This window comes from Candidatus Hydrothermales bacterium, assembly GCA_039630235.1.
Lineage (GTDB): Bacteria > Hydrothermota > Hydrothermia > Hydrothermales > JAJRUZ01 > JBCNVI01.
On record JBCNVI010000005.1, the window covers coordinates 86,088 to 107,609 of the forward strand.

Consider the following 21,522-nt stretch of genomic DNA (forward strand, 5'->3'; position numbering starts at 1 on the left):
TATGATAATCTTATTATTTTTCATAATAAATATGACGCCAATATCTTTTTGGACAGCTGGTAATTCAAGGTACGTTACTAGTAAGGACACACTTTTATATCTTATATCCGGTGGAGCAGTCTTAACTTTCCGATTTGGGGCTGGCATTCCTCAATTTAAAAAAGAAATAATAACAGAAGGTTCATTGTTTGATGTTGATTTTATAGGTGATACTATTTTTTTAGCAGGAGAGCTTGGCCTAAAAATCTTAAATATTCAAAATCTATCAAATCCAATACTTATCGGAAACTATAGCGCCCAAGAGATTGTCTCTTATGAAAATCTATATCCCTACGGCTATGGTGTTTCAAGAGGAAAAATTAAAATTTTTAGACTCGATACTTCGCAATTACCTGAAGATCTATATACTTATTCGTTGCCTGGATTTGTAAACAAAATTAAAATATATTCCAATTTAGGCTTTGCAATCGCAGGAGATACAATATACATTCTAAATCTTCAAAATCCTATAAGTCCTCAAATATATAGCAGAGTAAATACAAGAGCTTACGTCAGAGATATTTATAAAAGAAACGATTCTCTTTTTGTATTAGCTGGAGACTCATTTAAAATTTATAAAATTCAAAATCCTTCTCTTCCACAACGCTTATATAGTTTCAAAATAGTGGGGTTTGGAGAAAGTTTCGAACTTTTCTCAAATATTTCTATTATAGCTCTTGGTTTTTCAGGAGTTGGAATTTATAACATAGAAAATGGAATAGAAATAAACCATAATTATTCTTTCTCAAATTGTTTTTCAGTTAAAAAAATAAGCTCTTATGTATATGCTGCAGACCTTGACCTTGGTCTTATAACTCTTTCATACCCTACTCTCATGGTTCTTGATACCTTTTCAACACCACAGTTAACCTACAGAGCGAAGGTTATACAAGATACGATTCTTGTTTTAGCTTCAGGAACAGGCGGTGTTTTCTTTTTAAACATAAAAGATAGAGCAAAACCTTATTATATAAACTCAATAAATACACCTGGAAGTGCCTTTGATGTGGAGGTGTATAATGATACGATACTTTATGTAGCTGATGGGATTGAGGGACTAAGAATTTATAAGATTAAAAATATCCGTTTGCCAGTACAAACTGGGTACACTACTGTAAACGGCTACGTCAAGGCAATATCGCTAAATTATCCCTTTGTTTATAGTGCAAATGGACCAGGCTATGGTTTTTCAATCCTTCATGTGGGCGATCCAACAAAACCGAGAGAAATAACAAACTTCACAACAACTGGTAATAGTGAAGATGTACTTTTTTATCCACCCTTTTATCTTATATTAGCAGATGGTTTTGCTGGAATTAAAGTTTTTAATGTACAGGATACAAAAAATGTTGTGCTTTTAACTTCTCTTCCAACTTACGGTAGTTCACAATCTTTAAAAGTAAGCGGATATAAGCTTGCTGTTGCCGAGGGTTGGGTAGGAGGTGTCTCATTGTGGGACATATCAAATATTTCAAATCCTCAATTTTACAGTAATTTTTCTACACCAGGATTTGCATATGATGTAGAGTTCATTCATCCTGACACACTAGTTGTGGCAGATGGAACAGGTTATGGACTAAGGAAAATAGATATTTCAAATCCTTATAGTCCAAGTGAGGTTAGTTTTAAAATTATTTTCGGTGACCCAAGAGGCGTCTCTTATTCAAACGGTCTTTTATATACATCCCTTGGTTTACTTGGCGTAAGCATAGTGAATCCTCACATTACATTTATAAAAGAAAAAGTTCTCTCACCTATAGATAGGGAAGAAGAAAAAAAGATAGCACTTTTGTACTTGCCTCCATTCTTAAAAGAAAATTTATTTTTCGATTCCTCTGGTAGAAAACTAAAAATAAAAGCTCGAGGTACTTATATAATAAAAATCAATGGAAATTATTATAAAATTGTAAATGTAAAGTAAGGTTCAAATCCTTAAAAAATTGAAAGACCATGATAAATTTTTTAATAGTGTCGATAATTCTACTAAATGAAGGATTTGAGGGAGGGAGTCTGCCTTACGGATGGAGGGTAGGAAATGGTGGAAGTCCGCTACGCACATGGAGAATAGCTCAATATGGCGAGTATTTTCCAGTAGAACCTCCACAACAAGGTAATTACTATATTTTATGTGACACAAATTCTATACTGTATCAAGATACCCTATTTACTCCTGGAATTGATGTTCCTACCAGTATTGTAAAACTGAAATTATATTACAACATATCTTTTCTTAAGGATACAATTTCTCTTTCAAGAGGTGACATATTAATCAGAACAAAGGCACAGGCAGGTTCATGGACCAGTTGGGTACCAGTTAAAATTTACGGGGGTTCTCCAGTTCCAATATTTGTTAATCAGAGAGACTCAGTTGACTTACAGAGTTTTATAAATGCAGATAGTATAAAAATTGCCTTTGCCTATTATAGACTAGCTCAAGATACAGGCTTTTTTATGCTTGACTACATCGTTCTTTCAGCTAAACTTGGTAATGATGTCGGTGCAACTAAGATTATATCTCCTCGTGAATATTTTGAGGCAAATGTGCCTACACCTATTACAATAGAATTTCAAAATTTCTCAAATAATACTCTAAGTTTTTACGTAAAATGTGAGATAAAAGATAGTTTAACTAGAGTAAGAGTATATAGGGATAGTGGTTATGTTACAGTAGGTCCCCTTAGAAAAGATACAATCCAGTTATCAAACTTCACAGGTCAAGCAGAAAAAACATACTATGTTTTGGGATGGACAAATTATGCTTTAGACCCTGATCCTACAAACGATACAGTAAAGGCATATTCAAAAACGAAGCCCTTCTTCGGTGCAATAATAAAAGAAATACCTCTTCCTGGTACTTCTACGGCTTTTCAGGATATAACTTTTAAAACAGGTGATAATTTGATATTTATTGTTAATCAAGAAAAAGACACAGTTTTTTCTATTGACGATAATGGAAATGTAATTTCAAAGTACAAACTTCAAGATTTTTCTCAGGGAACTACAATTGATGTTCCTTTTGGTATCTTTTACGACAAAGAGAGTGGAACTTTCTATACTTCACAGATTGGTGTACCTCAGGGTGGTGGATCACCAGTTTGGTGTTATTTAGTTCACTATAGTGCAAACTTCAGTTTAATAGATAGCTTCAATACTCAAGGAAAGGGGCTTGGAGTGAACATCTTTGCTTTATGTGATGCTCAGGGAGAAAATTTGGGCTTTATGCATAGAGCTATTTATCCTGCAAGATATAGAATATATAAGCTTAACTTTCTCAATGAGGCTAATCCAAAAGTAGATTCTTTAAATCTTACTCAGCCTCTATACTTTTTAGCCGGAGCTTTAGAAGCATTAAATGATACATTATTCATCTCATCTGGAATGGGTTTAACAGAGATAAAGCTCTTTACAAAATCAGGAGTAGTTTTAAAAAGTAAGACTTTTGATGGTGATGTAAGAGGTATTGCTGTAGAAAGGAGAGTTGTAGGTGAATATATAAATGCCTACGTAAACATAGGCGGAACCAAGCTTTATAAGATTTCAACGGGGTTAAAGTGGTCAAGTAATATTTTTGAAAAAGAGAAAGTTCTAATTAATAATGTAATTCCAACTCTTGTGGTAGGCCAAGAAAATCTTCTCAAATACAAAATAAAGAAAGGTTTGATTGACCTATCAGGAAGGAGAGTAAAAACCTCTGGAGTAAGTAAGATACTGTATATTAAAGATGGAGATAAAAAATTTAAAGTTATTTTACTGAGATAATTTCAAAACGGGAAAGGAAATTATTCTTTTGAAGTAAAATAAAGTTAGGATAATTAATCCATTTAGCTTCGATTCCATGCCTATTTAAAATCTCCTTCTTATAAACTACTTTATCTTTTATTACTTTTAAGAAAAGTAGTTTTGTGGGAACTAATTCTTCTGAAAGCGACAATAGGACAAAAAGTGTATCTTTTAAAATAAAAGATGACGGTTTAATAATTATATGGTAGTCAGAATCAAAGAGAAGGTTTATATTTTCAAGAGAGTCTATAATGTAGACTTTTTCGGGTAAAAGATCTTCATCTTTATCTGTTAATAAAAACATAAATCCTTTTTCTTTATCCATTTCAAGCACAGGTTCTTTATCAAAAAAAAGCTCTTTTTTACCTTCTTTATTAATTTTAAAAAGAGCATTTAACTTACCATCTTTTGTGCCATGAAGGAAAAAGATATTTGAATTAAAAACCAGCGGATAAACTCCTGTTGTAACTTCCTTTTTTTCATTGTTTTTTGTAATGTAGATTTTTCCTCTAAGATCAAGTATAAAATTATTTTCTAATTTGGAATCATAAAAATCAAACTTATAGAAAAAGGTGTTTTTTCCGGTAACTTCAAAAACTTTTCTAATCTTTTTTTCACTATAACAAAAAATTTTTTTTAATTTTTTCGTTTTTTTGTCTCCTAAGTAATCATAAAGTGGAAAAAACAAAATGAAACTGACTCCTTCTCTTTTTAATTTTAACTCTCCAATCCCCTCCTTATAATTAAATAAACTTTGAATTTTACCTTTCTTCTTACGAATGTCAAAATTAAATAACTTTATTTCCTCAGCAAAATTATTATAATCTTTATCTAAACTATAAAAAAGAAGTAGAGAATCGCTTTTAATTAACGGGAGCCAGCTCTTAACATAACCCTTTTCTTCTAAGAGTAGTGAAAATATTAAAAAAAGGGGCATTTTATAAAAATAAAAAGGGGGGGATTTAACCCCCCTTCTCTAATATTTTTTAGTCTATAAAAACTAAATTAAAAACTGTAGGAAGCTGTTAAAACAGGGCTCCATCCGAAACCACCATTTGCAAACTCATGATCTGTCGTAATATTAATAGTAACTCCTCCTGTTTCGCTTGTCCAGATTACAAAACCTGCATTAAAGGCTACGTGTTTATTATCATCTCCATATTCATAGTTCATCATTAATGTATCAAGGATATTGTTAATGTAAACAATGCTCAAAACACCAAGTACATCAGCTCCAGCTAGTGAACCAGAGAAACCAGCATATCCAGCAGCCCCAATGTATCCACCGTAGCTAATAGCATAAGCTAAATTACCAGCTACCCAAAGGTCAATTTTAGGCTTATACATGAATTTTCCTCTTGCCTTACATCTAACGTTAGAGAGATCAACACCTACCAGTTCTTCAATATATCTAATAAGTCTATCACATGGAATAGGGAATTCAAGTCCTCCACCTGAAAGTGCCTTCATTTCATTAATGAATTTTTCATCTTTTGCCATAGTCATAATCGCCTTTTCGAAATCAGCCTTGTTTATAGCATAGCCACCCATCTCCTGAATCTCTTGCACAGTAGCAAACCTTATACCAGGATCACTACTTGAAGTTACATCACGGGTTTCTTTACAACCACTTAGTACTAACCCAAAGATTATTCCCCCTATTAATAACTTTCTCATAAACTTAACTCCTCCTATTTAATTAATAACACGGGACTTGAACCCTTTTTCATTTTTAAATCTCATTTATTTAATTATAATAATCTTAACCCTTTCCTTTTCAACTTTATCAACGGGTAAAATGAAATATACTCCCTTTCCATACTTTTTAAGGGTTTTTAACTCTGAACCTGTAAGTTTTCTACCTGTAACATCATAAATATTTATTAAAGAGTTATCATCATTTAGTAATTCGTAAGACTTTATGTTTCCTATAAATTTGAATTCAGTATCTTTCTTCATACCAAAAGTATTAAATGTAGACTGAACGGGAACAAACTCAATAGATGTGTTACTTCTTGGAAGAACATTTCCGCTTCCATAGGCATAAAGATGCGCTATTGCACCATTTGCATCTTCAATTCCAACTGCTGTAACATACTCGTCAGTTACACTCTGGTAATTAAATCTTATTGTTCCATTACTATAAAGAATAACCTGAAAAGTTTGTTTGTTATTATTAGAATAATTTCTGATTCTATACCATGTAACAGCAAAATAAGAGGGATTTGAAGCGTAAGTTATTTTTGCACCCTGAGTTGTATCAGGTGGATAAAGATCTCTCCAGTAGGGTGCAATTACAGCATTTGGAGCTGTTGAATTTGGCATCTGTTGAGGAGTATAAGTTGTTGAATTAGATGTAAAGGAAAGCCAGCCGTTACTACAAACGTATACTGAATTATAGTTAGAACCAAAGAAAGTAAAATTGAAAGGCAGAGTAAATCTTATCGTTTGATCATCTCCTGTTATTCCTGTAGGTGTAGAAGTTGTTACCCATGAGTAGCTAACCTGTCTCATGTTGTATCTTGCATTAGCCCCACCTATTCCATGCCTTGCAAAAGCTTGTATTATCTTACTTTCGTTTGCACCATTATATAGATCCCTATCTGCTTGGATCATTGCATTTCTTCCAGCTAAGAAATCCTTAGGATAATATGTGTAAGCTCTCCATGTGACTCGATCAGCTGTTGTCTTATCTGTGTAGGTTCTAAAATCCCATAGCGCTCCGGAATATATTCGAGAGTCATCGTGAACTTCACCTACCCAATGATCAGGATACTTGTAATCATTCTGGAGGTTTCTCTGATATTGAGCTGGCATCACCCACTCACCCATAATTGGGTCCCCAAATTGAGTACAGGCCCAGTAATCTGCCCAAGCTTCATTCATAGCACCAGGCTGATCTCTATATGGTAGTCCACCAGCACTTGCATAAATCTTATCAACAACACCATGATTATACTCATGATAAATCACATCAGCTGATCTTGCCATATTCTGTATCTGATAGCTTGGATTACCCCTACCAAAATGCATTGTTCCGTTGTAATAGTAAGCATTAGCACCCTGATAGTTCCTATCTACTGAATGAGAGTAAACAGTTGCCTGAATCTGATAATCCATTCCTGTAAATCCAAAGTTATTCTTGAAAAAGTCATGAATCTTATTTACGTGATAGAAAACCATAACCTCTGTGGTGTGCTTTCCCTCTGTTGTTTCATCAGAAGGATATTTCCATTCCCAGGATACTTCATTTCCGACACTACCCTGCTGAGGAATAAGTCTATAAGCGGCATTGTTGGAAGGTGTAGGAACTGTCACTCCAACTGTTCCGCTTTCGTTTTCAATTCCTCTAGTTGTTGTATAATCGTTAGTTATAGACTTATATCTGAATTCAATTATACCATTAGGATATAAAACCACTTGAAAGCTCTGTCTGTTAGCGTTACCGTAATTTTTTATGTTATCCCATGTAACTACAAACTTATCTGATCCAGAATAATAGGTAATTGAGCCTCCACCAGCAGCGGGATTAAGGTCTCTCCAGAATGGAGCTATAAGAGCATTAGGAGCATTTGAGTTTGGAATTTGAGCAGGAGTATATGCGTTTGAATTGGAAGTAAAACTCATAAATCCATTTGTACATATATATATAGAAGAGTAATTTTTACCATAAAAGGGAAATGAAAAGGGAAGAGAAAACTGTAATGTTTGATCATCACCTGTTAAACCGGTTGCTGTACTTGTGTTATCCCATGCATAAGTTACACTTTGAACAGTGTAAGTAACTCCCTGAGAGGTAAAAACAGCTCTTCCAGGTGGATTGTCATCGATAAGAACTTTTACATAGGGACCCTCAAGATAGGCTGTTATGTTCCCTGATGCTGAACTTGAATAGTATCCACTTGCGTTTGTTGTTGCTGTAGAACTTCCAATATACACATATTGGTTTGCCATAGGATATTTTTGAAGGGCATCTGCTCCAGTACTTGGAAAACACCAACCGTAAACATAACCTGAAACTGTTTTTAGTTCATTTCTTCTTTCAATTATCAAGCCCTTTATTGCATCAATGTAATAAATAAAATCTCCAAGAGGTTCCTCTGAGAAAAACCTTACTTTATAAGTAAGAAGAAGTGAATTCTCATAAGGGTAGTAAACAAGCTCAATTTTTAAATCTTTAGGTTCACCCCTTAAATTCAAATCTCTGTATATAGTACTTAAAGCTTCTCCCTCTTTAATATTTGGTACTGTAAAGAGGGGAGAACCATCATAGGGGAAGTAGTAAGAGGAAAGGTAATATATATTTCCTCTTTTATTTACATGGATACCAACAAAGGAATTTTCTACCCTTATACCGTTTATTACTTCTTCAAAAGTTACATGTGTATAGCCCAGTTCATCCTCTTTAACTTCTAAAAGAGAAAGATTTTTAGGATCTATTCCAAGGAGATAACCTTTTTGACTTAAGAAATTATAGACTTTTTCTAAAGCATTTTTACCTGGAACAGAAATTTCAAAATTAGAGATTAATCTTGGAAAACCAAAGTCTCCATATAAGATATCAGCCTTTATTCCGAAATCATAATAGATATTTTCACTTATAGAAGAGGGAGCATGCTTAGCACAGGGCTTTAGAAGATCTTTGGGAGGTAAATAAATTTTGTTAAAATCCCCGCTGTATATAAAGGTAAATATTAAAATTTTAAACATCGTTTAAAAAGTAAATAAACCAGAGAATTGAACTCCATAGATCTCATTTTATCAAATCTATAAAAATACCAAAGAAGGTGCCAAAGGCGATAGCCAAAGAATAAGGTATATGTAATTTAAAACTTCTTTCTTTATCATAAAAACAACTTCTCTTTGCATAAAGGGAATTAAGAAAACCTATAAATCCTTCTTTTCCCTCCCTAACTACTCCCCTTAAAACCACTAGAGTGTTCCCCTTTAAAAAAGAATAAATTAAAGATATTAAAAGTCCTGCAATTGAAGTTAAAAATATAATTAAAAGGATTGATGGGTAAGCTATCCACGATCCAATCCCTGTAATTAATTTAACATCACCTCCTCCGACACCACCTAATTGAAAAAAAATATAAAAAAAAGCAAAAGCTATGAAGGCACCAATTAAAGAGTTTACAAAACCTTCAAATTTGTTAAAAATTAAGTTATAAATAAGACCTGAAAAGAAAAGAGGAAAAGTTATTTTATTAAAAATTTTTCCAAACCTCAAATCTGTGTAGACAGATATGATGGTTGCTAACCCTACAACTTGAAATTTTATAAATTCCTGTATCATTCAGGACCTGCCTGAACAGTCATTAGTTTATATCTCATCCATACAATTACCTTATGAACTTCTCTACCTAGAACCCTATAAGCTGCAAAGGCAAAAAGGGCTATAAGCCCTATTATCATTGCATACTCTACTGCTGTTGCTCCTTTTTCATTATAAATTAATCTTTTCATACCCTTTTACCCTCCTGCTTTTGTTATTTGAATCCACATATTTTCTATAACTTTGTAAGTAACTCTACTAAGTGCTCTATAAGCTGCGAAAGCATAAAGAGAAATTAAACCTATAAGGATTGCGTACTCAACGGCTGATGCACCTTTCTCATCAAATATTAACCCTTTCATTCTGGACCTGGGGTTGCCTCCTGCATCTTTCTCCACATCAAGGATATTATTCTTTGAACCTGTTTACCTAAGGCTCTATAGGCTGCAAAGGCAAAAAGAGCTATAAGACCTATAATCATCGCATATTCTACTGCAGTAGCTCCCCTTTGATCTGTTAAAATTTTTCTCATATTTTTACTCCTTCTTAAATTAAGGAGGTCCTGGATATATGTAAAAAAACATATTAGTCATTTCATTTATAATCTCTTCAACCTTCTTTGCTAGGTAGGAATAAAAAAGAGAAAGTCCTGTTACCCCCATAATAAACCCGTATTCTACACTTGAACCTCCCCTTTGTTCCCTTAAAAAATCAGAAAATTTCATTTAAAAAAGAGAGCTGAGGGGTTTGAACCCTTTTTTAGATTTAACATGGGTATATCATTAGGCATATTTCCTTTTATTCAGGACCAGCACTTGCCTGTTGCATTTGTCTCCACATTTCACTAATAATCCTTTGAACCTGTTTACCTAGAGCCCTGTAAGCTGCGAAGGCAAAAAGGGCAATAAGCCCAATTATCATTGCATACTCTACTGCTGTTGCTCCTCTTTCACATCTTAAAAGTCTCATTCTTAAACCTCCTTTTTAATTTTAGGGGACTTGGACCCCATAAATTTTAATCAGGTATAACTCTTTGTAAAGTGACAGTTAAATAAATTTTAAACTTATAATTATTTCCATCTCTTCCATAGAAAGTTAAAAAAGCATTAACCGGACCTTCAAAATTACCTTTATCTGGTGCAAAAAGATTCTCAACATCATCTGTAACTAAATCAATCCTTGTAGTTGTCTCTCCATCTGGAGGAATATAAAGGGAGGTTCCAAAAGTATATCCAGGCAATTCTTCAACTATAGAATCTCTAACAGGATCATCTCCAGCATAATGATAATCAACACTCGCAGAATCGATTATTCCATAGGTTCCTCCATATGTCTCTCTAAAAGTAACTTGAAGCTGAGGATATGTTAACTTTATCTGCCCCTGAGTTATCTCATAAACAAGAGTTATTGTTTGAGGATTACATGTTACAACTATTTGAGCTTTTGGATAAAAGGGGTTATTAAATCTGCATCCGATGGTGAAAATAAAGGCGATTAATAATATTCCTCTCATAAAATTATTTTACTTAAAATATGTTGAAATATCAAAAACTGCTTTACGAAGAGGAGGAGTTTTTAAAATTACATGTACAAGTGGCATAGGTGCCGGAAAAGCACAATTTGCTACCACCTTTCTTTCTTTTAAATCTCCTTTAAATCCAGCTGCCCTTAAAATTGGATTAATCAAATCAAGTAATGGGGCACCCACGGGATATTCAACCCTTACATTAACTATCCAAACATCTGAACTTATACTATACTTTGTATATCTATATCTCTCATCCCTATCAAATTCATTTTCAAGTTCCTGCCTTACTAACATTGAGTGGCACCTTGTATCACAATTGTCGCCACCGATCATATCAGTATACATAGCATGAACTGTTGCTCTTCCTCTATATCCTGGATTTTGAACATTTTCTTCTTTAAGTGTAAAAGGTAAAGAAAACCAATTAATACTAATATTTGCCTTATCAGGGTTTAATCCATTTCTTTTTAAAACATCTTTAACTATTTCTCTTACCTTTTGTCCCTTTCCACCTGAAAGAGGAATAAAAACTCCCATTGTAGCCATCTGATTTCCGTAAACAGGATCAGGAGTTACAGCATATTGAGCCCCTGCTCTTGCCGCTATAGTTACAACCTGCTTTTTATGTAATATATAACCTAACATGTATATCCACGCAACAAGAAGTAGCAAAATAGGCAGAATTATAGCAAACTCTACCAAAAATGCTCCCCTTCTCAGCCTCTTTATTTTCTTCATTTTTTCCTCCTTTTTTAATGGTAGGGCCATTGTCCCTCAATTGGATTTTGACCTTCAACCCTTATAGTTGGAATTAACTGTGGAAAACTCCAATAACCATCTTCACTAAGATTTCCCAAAATTGGAATATTAACTGGTAAGCCTATCCTTATATAAAATTCTTTGGGTCCAGCTGCAGCATCTGCCCTAACAGGAAGATATAATCCCTCAATAAATCTAAAAGGTTCCCTAATCGCTCCTATTTTTCCCCAATTTCTCGTAAAAAACATTCTCATAAGGAAGTTGGAAGGTGGAACCCAAACATAAGCTTCACTGTAGGCTCTCCCAAGTTTTTTATTAATCTCAATTTCATCATTTATATTTCTTATCCTTCTATGGGGGTGAGGCCCATTAACTTCCTCACCGTAATCAACCCTTAAACCTTCTGGGGCCCAATCGGGACCTTCTTTGTCAAACCTCAATCTAACAAATCCCCACTCATTAGACTCAAGCTGATTATCCATGTAAAGATTTAAGTAGCCAAGAGCAAAAGATACATACCTCATAATATTACGCGTTCTTGAAAACTCATTCTCAGCCTCTTCCTTTATAAAATCTCTGAAAAATATCTTTGAATCATAAGCAGCAAGCATTCTTGTAACAGCAAAATCTTGAATATGAAACATAAAATGATAAAGTTTAACTAAATTGGAAGCAAAATCATCAGGAAAATCATTTACAAATAGATCCTTTTTATACCAAGAATAAAAAGTTAAATAAGAAAACAGCCATGGCATACTAAGCGGAAAATTCCGATGAGTTGTTGTTACTGCTATTCTTCTAAATAAATCAGCTACCATATAGTGTGTTGTGGCAGTATTCCTTAAATTAGATAAAACAGTTTGAGCACCCATTGCTGAGGCATCTGCAGCATTTTGAGCACGAATCTTGGCTAAAGTTAATCTACTCATCTCATAGAAGTAACCCATAACAGCAAAAATTATAAGCATAAAAAATATTCCAAACACTAAAACTGCACCCTTTCTTTTTTTCATATTAAACCTCCTTTATTGCTTCTCTTCACCATCCCATTCATCCCAAGGACTTTCATACCATAAACAATCCCACTCTGTCCCCCAACCCCTTAAATCATCCTTGAGGGGTAAGGATGCACCGTGATTAGGATGATCAACCAAAAAACCTTCAACAAGGTATATCCATTCAAGTTCATTAAAGGTAGCAACATAAAAGGCAGCATCATATAGTCTTCGTGTTCCCTTCCAATCCCAAGGTTCACGAGTACCTATGTAATTAGCAAACCACCCGCTAAAGAATGTAAATTGAAAATCATCCCCTACACCAGCTCCAGGTATACAACCCCAGGGTGTTTTTATAGGATTCCAACATGCATCAGCATAAGCAGTTCCCCATCCTGAAATATAGTTATCTTCATCCTCATAATACTCACTCCATGGATCAGAAAACCACTGGTTGCCCATTCCTATATAGTAAATACCTGTAACAAGATCAGCACATCCAACTGGAGTCCACCAAAGAGCCTCATACCTCGGCCAAAAACCAAACCAATAAGGTATTGCATACCCCTGCGAATCAAAATATTCCAAAATATCAGCCCTATAGGTATGTGCATCTCCCCCCTTATTTATATTATTTCCATGTCCAAAACCAGTAATAGCTCTTGACCAATATGGTTTATTTTCAGGAATTAAAGTTAAAAATGGAAAGAAAGAATAACCAAAGAGCATCGCCTCTATAAAATAATATTGATCAATGAGTGCCTGCTCTCCGGTTCTATCTTTTTCTGGTCCTCTATTTCTCAAAATTCCATAAGGTGGGTACCAACCTCCAAGATGGAAGGGATCATTTGGTTCATCTTTTCCACCAACCTTAATTTCTGCTTCTCCTCCTCCTCCATATTCACCAAATGGACCCCAACCGGGTCTCCAAGCCTCATACTTATTATTTTCACATCTTATAAAGGCTCTTAAATATCTATCGTAAGTTAAAATACCAGCTTCTCTTTCATCTTCCATATCAGAAGTGTTCCATAGTGCTGGGTAATAACTACTATACCCCCTATACCTATAGGGGAACTCTTTGTTTTGAAAATGACCCTTTGGCAATCTTGAATAGCCTTCCAAGACAAGGGAATCTACTTTAAAAAATCTTATAAGGGGTCGAAAAGTTTTTTTAACTGAAAGAGAATATTCTTCACCTTCATCCTTTAATTTAATTTTGGCATCCTTTATATGACTAGATATTTCATTAAGAGCCTTACGGACTGCAACAGTATCTCCTTTGTTTACTATTGCCACTCTATTTGCCTGAAAGGAGGCGTAAGTAATTTGGATTCTTCTTAAAGCGAACCTTGCTGTTTCAATTGCTCCAAGGGTAAGCATTAAAAAAATTGCCATCCCAATAACTGCCTCCACCATCACTTGACCCTTTTTTCTATTGCTCATACTTTACTCCTTTTTACCATAGAAGATTATATAAAAGCCTCATCACAACAAAACGTAAAGTAAATCCTAGAATTTTCCAAAAAAGGTAGGATGAGAGGGCTATAACTCCAATTATCATTGCGTACTCTACAGCTGCAGCACCTTCCTCGTTTTTTAAAAATTTCATGGTTTTAACCTCCAGAAGACTTTTTGCCACTTATAAATAAAATCAGAACCTAAAATAAAAAGAGCGTAATTCAAAAGAAAAATACCAAGAAAACCAAAAATACCGATCAAGACCGCATACTCAACTGCGGCCTCACCCCCTTCATTTAATAATATTTTCTTTTTCATCCCCTTTTCTCTCCTTTCTGTTAGGGATTCCAATTTATTATAATTCAAAAAACTTTTTCTGTCAAGGGGAATATGGAAAACTTTAAAAGCCATAGAGGCTTAGAAATTTTCTTAACATTTTACTTTCTTGTTCATTGAGAGAATCTTTTAAATTATTTAGAAAGAGGAGAATTTCTTCACTTTCTACTCTGGGGTTTAAAACAGAAAGAGTGATGGTAAATAAAAGAGAGTAGTCCTTTTCCTTAAGGATTCTTTCTTTTTCTAGTTTCCAGAAGTTTACTCTCTGATCTATAGATTTGTAATGGGGAGGAGCTGAAATATATTTAAGTTGGGAAATTTCAAGAAAAATATCAAAGTCTCTTAAATCTCCGTTTAGTAATGATAATTCAGAGAGTTTAAGATAATCATAAAACTCCTTTTTATCTACTTTTGATAAAACATTTATTGCTTTGGAAAATTTCTTCTCATTTTTGAAGATTTCAGAGGAAAATCTAAATAAGTGATTTTTGAAATCTGGAAATGGAATTTTACTGCCTAAGGCAAAAAAGGTCAATCCTAAAATAATTGAGTAAATAAAAAATAAAAAGTTATAAAGGATTGAAAATTTTCTATAAATAAAAAAGCAAAGGCTGAAGACAAAAAAGGCTACAATAGTAGCTGATGATTGGATAGAAATACACAGGAAGGAGAGAATTAAAGGTAAAATGTAAATTTTATTTTTTTCAAAGGAGATATACAGAAAAAAAACAGAAAAGGATTGGAGAATAATATAAAGAATATTGCCGGGTAAAAACAAAAATTTTGGAAAAATTTCACTAATCTTAACTGAAAACAAAATAGTTATAAAAAGGGTAATAAAAGAGTAAAAAAGAGACAAAATGTTAACTCTTTTTGGAAAGTATTCTTTAAAAGCAAAGGGGCCAAGGATAATAATAATAATAATAAAAATCATATTAGGTATAGTTGGTTTAGCGATAAAAATAGGAGTAACAAGAGAATAATAGTAAAGTTCTTCAACAGCAAAAATTGAACTTAAAAGAAGTGGAAGGAAAGGAAAAATAAAAAAATTTAGTATAGATAAAAGTATTCTTTTTGCGCCTTTTAATTTTAAAAATAGGTAAGTTGATAACAAGAGATCTATTATAAGAACCTCTATTTTTACACCTGGAGTTGCACCGAAAGTTTGAGTAAATGGTGAAGTGAAAAGAGAAAAATAAATTGGAAGGATTTGAGAGGTACTGCTCAAATAACTTAAAACAAAACCCTTTCCTCCTGAAATTATGTAATCAACAAAGGGGGGTAATATAATAATAGAAAAACCGTAACATGTAAGCTTGAAAATAAATTCTTTTTCAAAAAAAAGCCTTAAATAAAGATATATGATTATAAATAATACGATAAAAAAAAGATAAAAATGTAAAATAAAATCAAATTTGTTTTCAACAGCATGAGCAGATTCTAATAAAGTTTCAAAAAAAAACCTTAAGGAGATAAAAGATAAAAAACTTAAAAAGGCCTCTTTTTTATCTCTCTTTTTTACGAATCCTTCGAATGAATCAACTAACTTATAAAAATTAAAGTAACGAAAAATTAATATTTTTCTCAGAAAGTTAAAGTAAAAGATTAGTAACAGGTATCACAGGGTACATTACCTGGAATATTTATTCTTCCTGATTTTAAAAGACTTTCAAATCCCTTCATATAACTACTTACAAATGTTTCCATCAACCTTTGTGGGCTCCTTTCTGTTTCAGCTTCACCCCATGGCTTTTGTTCTACAACTTCACTACCCTTTAATTTCACCTGTTCCAATTCAGTTCTTTTATAAATATTTATATAGGAGAACTCAGGAGATGGTTCTTTAGGGGGAACTTTTATAGTTTTTTTAGGCTTAGGTCTTGGGTTATATTTTTCAAGTATATCAAAAACTGTTAGTGGTTTTTCTATAATCGTATCCTCTCCTGGAAGTTTTATTTCTCTTATAGATCTTAACACTAACTTAATATCAGAGATTTTCTCAAGTAAGGAAAGTTCTTTTACAAGCTCCTTTGGAACAGCAAGTGTAACTGAGGTGACTCTTTCTGTTTCTGTAACTTCAGGCATACCCATAAAACCCTTCTTTTCTGTAACAGTGGGAGGGAGTGCAAGCAGAGATCTTCCAACTGCAAGAACTCTCATACCCTTATATGTAATGGTTGCAAAAGTAGCATAGGGACCTCTTACTCTATATAGCTGTGGACTTCTTAAATATCTCTGAAGTTCCTCCTCAGGTACATATCTTCTTAAATCTTCAATTGAGAAAGTTGCCACTACATCTACTTCATCTCCAGGTAAAATTAATCCGCCGACCCCTGAAACTTCATCAACATGGATTGTTAAAGCTCTATACCCTTCGGGTACAAAAGAGGAAAGAACAGTCCAAGTTTGTGTAGGTATAAGCAGGTTTTTTGTTATCTGTTCACCTTTTCTTATGTCTGTTATTGCTACCATACCTATAATCTCTTCTATATTTGAAACAGCAAGTGGTTCTATAAAGGGTTTTGGAATTTCTCTATATTCGACAAGATCCTCAGTTATTATTGTTCTTGCACTTATATCTTTACTAGCTACCAGAATTTTTTCTGGTGCACCCTTCATTAAGGTTTTTCTTTCAATATCTTGGATATAGCTTACAAGTAAAAGGGCAGCTATACCTGCCAAAGAAAAGGCTATTAAAAGTCTTCTAATATTTGGTCTCATCTCTTTACCTCCCTTTATATATTTCTAATCCATAAGTATCTGAAATTAAATAATAACCATCCATTTCATTCACATCTTGAGCATTACCAGGTGTATCTATATGATTCAGATAAATTAAATCTCCATCTTCCTTTAATTTATATTCAATTACACCATAGGCACCACAAATAGCAAAAACTCTTTCTCCTAATATTTTCATCCTAAAAACTGGGAATTTTGGTTTTATGATTTTCTTTAATCTCGGAAAGTGTGGAACAGATAGATCAATTATTCCTATTCCTTCATCACCAAAAGAAGCATAGAGGTAATTTCCTGATGATTCAAGATCTAAAATAGGGAAGTTAAACTCAGAAAATTCTGAAATTTGAGAGAAAACACCACCTCTCATGTCGTAAATTTTAATAACACCCATTCTATCTCCAGAAACTAAAAAGTTATTGTTTATAACTTCAATTGAAAGTACGTCTCCCTTTATTCGGGTAAAAAGTTTGGGCTTTTTAAAGGTGAGAAGTTCAAAAACTTCTATACCACCCTCTAAATTTGCCGTTATCAAAAATCTTTGTGATAAGACAACATCATAAGTTGATCCTGAAAGTGGTGTATGCTGAAAAGTAATTTCAGGTGAATAGATATTTGACACATCAAGTCCTATTAAACCAGACGAACCTGCTGCTATGTAAATAACATTTTCGTTTTTTATGGGTAAAGCTCTATAGAGTTCACCATAGGTTAAAAAGTATGAAATTTCTGTTGGTGTCTCGAATCTATAAAATCTATAAGTTTCAATTAACTTTTCTTCCCCAACAAAAATACCAGATTCAGAAAAATCTAAAGAGTTTATCTTTCTTTTTGTTCTAATGCTATTTGATAATTCTGGTATATCTTTACTTACATTGTAAATAAAAATTCTATCTGACTCTCCAAAAATGAAAAGATAAGGATATTTCATCTTTAGACGATATACAGGCTCTGGCAACTCAAAGTCAAACTTTAAACTTTTTCCAGAAATTGAATAAACTCTAACTCTATTTGTTCCATCAACGATATAAATTTCATTTCTACCAACAGCTAAATCAGTAATAGGAGGTTTTACAGAAAATAAAAATGTAAGTTTTTGAAGCGTCTCCTCAAATTTATAAATTCTTCCCTTTAAATCATAGAGAAAAACTTCTTTTGCCCTCAGTGCGTATAGGTAAGGTACAACATCCATCTTATGCTCAACAATTTTTCCATCATAATCATAGACAAAAACACCATTTTCCATTAAGGCAACAAATTTTTTCTCAAGTTGAATTAATCCGAAAACATTTACATCTGTTTTTATTTCAAAAACTTTCTCTAATTTATTTTTTATGTATTCAAAACCAATTATCCCTTTATTAGTGGCTACAAAAATTCTGTTATCAATAGATACAAGGTCATTTATCAAACCATCAACAGGTAAAAATCCCTTTATTTCCCTTATCTTCTCAGCACTTAAAATCCAAATACTTCCTTCTCTTATACCTGCAATTACCAAATCCTTAAATTTAAAAATCTTAACAAAAGTTCCAAAGAGCTCTGCTTCATCTTCTTTCTGTGGATCTTGAGGTGAAAAGAAGGAAATAAACCTTATGCCTAAAAGTGGATCAAGGATATATAGTATTTCTTTAGTAAGTATATTCGCAGAAATTAATGAGCCAAAACCACCTAATGTTTTAATTTCCTCTAATTCTGGTAGTTTTAAAACAGAAATCCCTGCTCTCCCAACCAGAGCTATTAAGATATTTCCAAGAGCAACAAAATCATTTATCTGACCCACAAGTTGAGCTGACGCCAAAGTTGAAAGTTCGGGGAAACTTAATAAATAGAGTCTTCCATCTTCGGTGCCAACAAAAACCTGTGAACCAAAAATTTGTAAACCGGTTATAACGAAATTAGGGATAACTTCACTTATAGTCTCAATAAAGGGTTTTGAAAATTTCCCTAGGAAAAAGCCACCTTCCTTTTTGCCGAATAAAACAAAAGTATCAACAATTAAAAAACTATTAATCTTTGAAGGAAAAATAAACTCATCTCCTACAGTAATGCTTCCACCTTTTAAAAACTTTATTTGAACCAAAATAGAATCATATAAAAGTGCAGTTAACCCTTGAGGTGCAATTTTTATTGTACTTAAAGGTCCCTTTAGTTTTATTTTACCTTTACTTTTTAAATCATATCTATCTATTTCATAAACTTCAACAAACCCATCGTTTGTTCCAATGTAAATATAAGGAGGAATCGATATAAGTGAAGTGGCATTTTGTACCCTAATTACGTTTTTTTTCTCTCTCTCTTTAATTGAATAAATAATTACTCCTTCTTGAGAATCAAGTATATAGAGGTTATTACCTGATACGGCAAGGTCTAGCGAAATACCTTTCGTTGGTATATCAAACTCGGTATAAGGATCGGATGGATCTGAGACATTTATAACTGCTATTCCCCTTTGCGAAACAGCATAAATATACTCCCCTGAATGAAAAGACTTTATATAATCTCCCCCTACAAGTGTTGAAAGTGTCTGTGATAATATAAAAATCAAAAGCATTATTCCTCCTCCTTTATCTTATTCAAAAATAAAACTAAAATACCTTCCTTAATTTTACTATCACTATAAAGAAATCTCAAATTTTCAATCATTAATTTTATATCATCTTCATTTTTTACCTCATTCATCTTAGACATTAACTCATTATACTTTTGCCATCTATAAAAATTTCCAGTTATTAAAACAAAAAGATCTTGAAAATCTGTTTCAAAATATTTAACTTCAGATTTTTTATTTGAGAAGTCGTAAAACTTTGCTGGTTCAAAAACAGGCAGAAGCTGGTTATTTCTTTTTACAAATAGTATGTGATCACCAAAGGAGGCGCCACTTATCTTTTTCTTTCTCTCATCGAAAAATAAAAGAGAACCTTCCACAATTCCATCGTTTAACATTATTTTAGAAAATTCATCGTGTAATCCCTTAATTATTACAAAGGGATCTTCCTCAGTAAAAAGAAACTTGTCAAGATAGGAATTTATAAAGGGAAAAAGTAAAGACCAAGTATAACCACCACTTATTACTTGAAAACTTAAAATTCCCCACCTTTCGGGAGATACCCTGAAAACTCTATAAAAAATATTAGGAATTTCGCCTTTTTCAAAAAAGGAATATAAGAGCCAATTTTCTGGTCTATATCCTCCGGACTCTGGAATATTTGAAGAAAGAAAGTCTTTATAATTTGGCTCAAAAATTAACTTTTTTCTCTGTTCTGGTGTTGATAAAAATAAAAAAACGGCAGAGAAAAATAAAAATAAAGCAGAGAGAGCTACAACAAAAAGAAACAAAATCCTTCTTAAAGAATCTCTGCCCTCCTTTAAAGAACGAGGACTTAAAGTAACATAAATGTAGCCTAACGTATCACCCAATGTGCTAAAACTTGGTTTAAAAATAAAAACTTTATCGTTTTTAATCGTAAGTCCTAAACTCCTTAAGTTGAAGGGAGCCTCTTCTGGCAACACAAATTTATTTAAGATATTTTCTGGGTTAGTATGAGCAATTATGGTAAAATCCCTATCAATTATTGATATCTCGTTTATTTCCCTATTTTCTTTTTTAATACTATAAATAATAGAATTTAAACTGATATCATCTCCAGTTTCCCATGGAATCTTTATACTTTCAGTTAAGCTAGTGAAAATAGCATTTGAAAAATTTTCAGCATCTGCTATAAGCCACCTGTTTGTTTCAGAAAGTATCCACCTTACAAAAAAATAAAGCAAAGTAGCAAGTAAAAAAATAGAAATTAAAAGGCCAGTAATAATATAACTTCTTCTTTCCATCATCTCCTCCCTCTCAATCTTTCCTCTATAACTGCAAGATTCCTTCTCACTTTTGTATTTTGAGGATCAATTCTAAGGATTTCTCTAAATACATCTCTTGCTGCTTCTAATTTACCTTCACTGTACAGAGTGACACCTCTTTTATATAGATCCTGAACTTTAGCTTGTATATCAACGGTCTCTTCTACCTTTGAAGGCTTCTCAACTTCTACCTCCTTTTCAACTACACGTCTTACAATTTCTCTTTTTTCAGTCACAGGTCTTTTTTCCTCAACCTTGGGTATCTTAGCAAAGTAGTTATTAATCTTTTCATCAATTCCAGGGTAAAAGGGGTAGACATTTTTCATTTCAATAGAAATTCTGTGAGCCTTTAAATAATCCTTTGTTTTATCAGCCTCAAGAAGTTGAGAGTGAAGTCTTCTTAAAGTATCTACTGTCCATACGCATTGTTGATAGAAGTTCGATATTTTTGGATGAAAATAATACTCCTTAAAAAGCTCTTTTGATATTATTAAAGCTGAATCAAGTTCTCCTGTTACGTACTTTTGTAAGGCCTTTTCAAAATTTTGATATTCAATTTTGATTGATCTTATGTCAACATACTTACTAGCACTTAGCATCAATTTTTCTATAATTTTTTTATCATCAGGTTTTTTATGTAAAAGATCAGAGTATTCTATAACAGCATTCTTATAATCTGCAAGTTTTACATAAATATCAGCCCTTTCCTCAGGACTCTGAGATAGGGTTATTAAAAAAATAAAAGTTCTCAT

22 protein-coding genes are annotated in these 21,522 nt (G+C 32.9%); 2 read left to right on the forward strand and 20 right to left on the reverse strand.

The features are described from left to right. Position 1 precedes the first annotated feature (1 nt). Both ABDH49_06095 and ABDH49_06100 read left to right on the forward strand, forming a co-directional pair. Positions 2 to 1,960 (forward strand): hypothetical protein, encoded by a 1,959-nt coding sequence (locus tag ABDH49_06095; protein ID MEN3046532.1) that lies wholly within the window; start codon positions 2 to 4, stop codon positions 1,958 to 1,960. Between the two features lie 29 nt (positions 1,961 to 1,989). Further along, the gene (locus tag ABDH49_06100; GenBank protein ID MEN3046533.1) at positions 1,990 to 3,798 is read left to right on the forward strand and encodes a hypothetical protein; all 1,809 of its coding nucleotides are present in this window, start codon (positions 1,990 to 1,992) and stop codon (positions 3,796 to 3,798) included. On the opposite strand, the gene ABDH49_06105 is transcribed toward ABDH49_06100, so the two are convergent. The 20 genes from ABDH49_06105 to ABDH49_06200 form a co-directional block, all read right to left on the reverse strand. Then, on the reverse strand, positions 3,782 to 4,756 hold the full coding sequence (locus tag ABDH49_06105; protein MEN3046534.1) for a hypothetical protein: 975 nt from the start codon (positions 4,754 to 4,756) through the stop codon (positions 3,782 to 3,784). The genes ABDH49_06100 and ABDH49_06105 overlap by 17 nt on opposite strands. Positions 4,757 to 4,824: 68 nt before the next feature. Then, positions 4,825 to 5,388, reverse strand: coding sequence for a hypothetical protein (locus ABDH49_06110; protein MEN3046535.1), 564 nt, complete (start codon positions 5,386 to 5,388; stop codon positions 4,825 to 4,827). 174 nt (positions 5,389 to 5,562) lie between these two features. Next, a complete protein-coding gene (locus ABDH49_06115; GenBank protein MEN3046536.1) occupies positions 5,563 to 8,529 on the reverse strand; it encodes a M4 family metallopeptidase in 2,967 nt (988 codons plus the stop codon). Between the two features lie 43 nt (positions 8,530 to 8,572). Further along, positions 8,573 to 9,118, reverse strand: a complete 546-nt coding sequence (locus ABDH49_06120) for an A24 family peptidase (protein MEN3046537.1) — start codon at positions 9,116 to 9,118, stop codon at positions 8,573 to 8,575. After that, positions 9,115 to 9,288 (reverse strand): Flp family type IVb pilin, encoded by a 174-nt coding sequence (locus ABDH49_06125; GenBank protein ID MEN3046538.1) that lies wholly within the window; start codon positions 9,286 to 9,288, stop codon positions 9,115 to 9,117. Before ABDH49_06125 ends, ABDH49_06120 begins: the two co-directional genes overlap by 4 nt. 6 nt (positions 9,289 to 9,294) lie before the next feature. After that, positions 9,295 to 9,459 (reverse strand): hypothetical protein, encoded by a 165-nt coding sequence (locus ABDH49_06130; GenBank protein MEN3046539.1) that lies wholly within the window; start codon positions 9,457 to 9,459, stop codon positions 9,295 to 9,297. Further along, complete coding sequence (locus ABDH49_06135) at positions 9,456 to 9,629, reverse strand: Flp family type IVb pilin (GenBank protein MEN3046540.1); 174 nt, start codon at positions 9,627 to 9,629, stop codon at positions 9,456 to 9,458. Before ABDH49_06135 ends, ABDH49_06130 begins: the two co-directional genes overlap by 4 nt. 19 nt (positions 9,630 to 9,648) lie before the next feature. Continuing rightward, positions 9,649 to 9,822, reverse strand: a complete 174-nt coding sequence (locus tag ABDH49_06140; GenBank protein MEN3046541.1) for a hypothetical protein — start codon at positions 9,820 to 9,822, stop codon at positions 9,649 to 9,651. Between the two features lie 73 nt (positions 9,823 to 9,895). Continuing rightward, positions 9,896 to 10,066: a Flp family type IVb pilin gene (locus ABDH49_06145; GenBank protein MEN3046542.1), complete on the reverse strand. Its 171-nt coding sequence runs from the start codon at positions 10,064 to 10,066 to the stop codon at positions 9,896 to 9,898. A gap of 46 nt (positions 10,067 to 10,112) precedes the next feature. After that, the gene (locus ABDH49_06150; protein MEN3046543.1) at positions 10,113 to 10,610 is read right to left on the reverse strand and encodes a hypothetical protein; all 498 of its coding nucleotides are present in this window, start codon (positions 10,608 to 10,610) and stop codon (positions 10,113 to 10,115) included. Positions 10,611 to 10,619: 9 nt separating this feature from the next. Next, a complete protein-coding gene (locus tag ABDH49_06155) occupies positions 10,620 to 11,363 on the reverse strand; it encodes a TadE/TadG family type IV pilus assembly protein (protein ID MEN3046544.1) in 744 nt (247 codons plus the stop codon). 14 nt (positions 11,364 to 11,377) lie between these two features. Then, positions 11,378 to 12,397, reverse strand: coding sequence for a Tad domain-containing protein (locus ABDH49_06160; protein MEN3046545.1), 1,020 nt, complete (start codon positions 12,395 to 12,397; stop codon positions 11,378 to 11,380). 12 nt (positions 12,398 to 12,409) lie between these two features. Beyond that, positions 12,410 to 13,825, reverse strand: a complete 1,416-nt coding sequence (locus ABDH49_06165; GenBank protein MEN3046546.1) for a TadE family protein — start codon at positions 13,823 to 13,825, stop codon at positions 12,410 to 12,412. A gap of 13 nt (positions 13,826 to 13,838) precedes the next feature. Then, positions 13,839 to 13,991 carry a Flp family type IVb pilin gene (locus ABDH49_06170; protein ID MEN3046547.1) on the reverse strand — a complete coding sequence of 51 codons (153 nt, stop codon included), beginning with the start codon at positions 13,989 to 13,991 and terminating at the stop codon, positions 13,839 to 13,841. Next, positions 13,988 to 14,158 carry a hypothetical protein gene (locus ABDH49_06175; protein MEN3046548.1) on the reverse strand — a complete coding sequence of 57 codons (171 nt, stop codon included), beginning with the start codon at positions 14,156 to 14,158 and terminating at the stop codon, positions 13,988 to 13,990. Before ABDH49_06175 ends, ABDH49_06170 begins: the two co-directional genes overlap by 4 nt. 82 nt (positions 14,159 to 14,240) lie before the next feature. Next, positions 14,241 to 15,404, reverse strand: coding sequence for a hypothetical protein (locus ABDH49_06180; protein ID MEN3046549.1), 1,164 nt, complete (start codon positions 15,402 to 15,404; stop codon positions 14,241 to 14,243). Between the two features lie 377 nt (positions 15,405 to 15,781). Next, the gene (gene cpaB, locus ABDH49_06185) at positions 15,782 to 16,897 is read right to left on the reverse strand and encodes a Flp pilus assembly protein CpaB (protein MEN3046550.1); all 1,116 of its coding nucleotides are present in this window, start codon (positions 16,895 to 16,897) and stop codon (positions 15,782 to 15,784) included. 4 nt (positions 16,898 to 16,901) lie between these two features. After that, positions 16,902 to 19,469, reverse strand: coding sequence for a hypothetical protein (locus ABDH49_06190; protein MEN3046551.1), 2,568 nt, complete (start codon positions 19,467 to 19,469; stop codon positions 16,902 to 16,904). Beyond that, the gene (locus ABDH49_06195; GenBank protein ID MEN3046552.1) at positions 19,469 to 20,752 is read right to left on the reverse strand and encodes a hypothetical protein; all 1,284 of its coding nucleotides are present in this window, start codon (positions 20,750 to 20,752) and stop codon (positions 19,469 to 19,471) included. The genes ABDH49_06190 and ABDH49_06195 overlap by 1 nt, the downstream gene beginning before the upstream one ends. Continuing rightward, positions 20,749 to 21,522: a tetratricopeptide repeat protein gene (locus tag ABDH49_06200; protein MEN3046553.1), complete on the reverse strand. Its 774-nt coding sequence runs from the start codon at positions 21,520 to 21,522 to the stop codon at positions 20,749 to 20,751. Before ABDH49_06200 ends, ABDH49_06195 begins: the two co-directional genes overlap by 4 nt.